Annotated in this window: 1 protein-coding gene; it reads left to right on the top strand. The window is 29.0% G+C overall.

What is annotated here, in order from left to right; genetic code table 11:
* Positions 1 to 514 (top strand): hypothetical protein (locus ACFFRH_RS45080; protein ID WP_512701169.1); only part of this gene is annotated, 514 nt, incomplete at both ends.

Below are 514 nucleotides of genomic sequence, written 5' to 3'. Positions count from 1 at the left end.
AGGTTAAACGTAATTTTTAGTTGTGGGACTGGAGATATCGTTGATCTATCCTCTCTGGACTTACGTAATGTCGATTTAGATTATTATGATTTCACAGATAAACATATGGCTAATACTATTTTAAATCCTTTTAAATTGAATTCAACAAATTTTACTAATGCCAACATGTTTCAGGTTAATTTTGTTAGTTCAACACAAAACGCCACAATCTCCTGGGATTATTTACTAAAAATAACGCCTGTTTTAATAAGCATTAGCGATATGTATTCTGAAGAAAAAATCAAGTTTGTCGAAAGTTGTTTAAATGAGCCTGGAGACATTACCGAAGAACAATTAAAAATTATGAGATTTGCAATTATAAAATCTATACCAAGGGCAACTCTTACAGATAAATTAGAAAATGAATTAACAAAAGAAATATATAAAAGCTCATCGAAAATCATCAATTGCTTGAACAGAATTAAAGTAACAGAGTTGAAAGAATTCTCATCAGAAAAAATATATGATTACATCG

The organism is Streptosporangium vulgare, assembly GCF_042428775.1.
Lineage (GTDB): Bacteria > Actinomycetota > Actinomycetes > Streptosporangiales > Streptosporangiaceae > Streptosporangium > Streptosporangium vulgare.
Note: the sequence above shows the minus strand (reverse complement) of the source record. Positions and strands in the feature narration are given on the sequence as shown.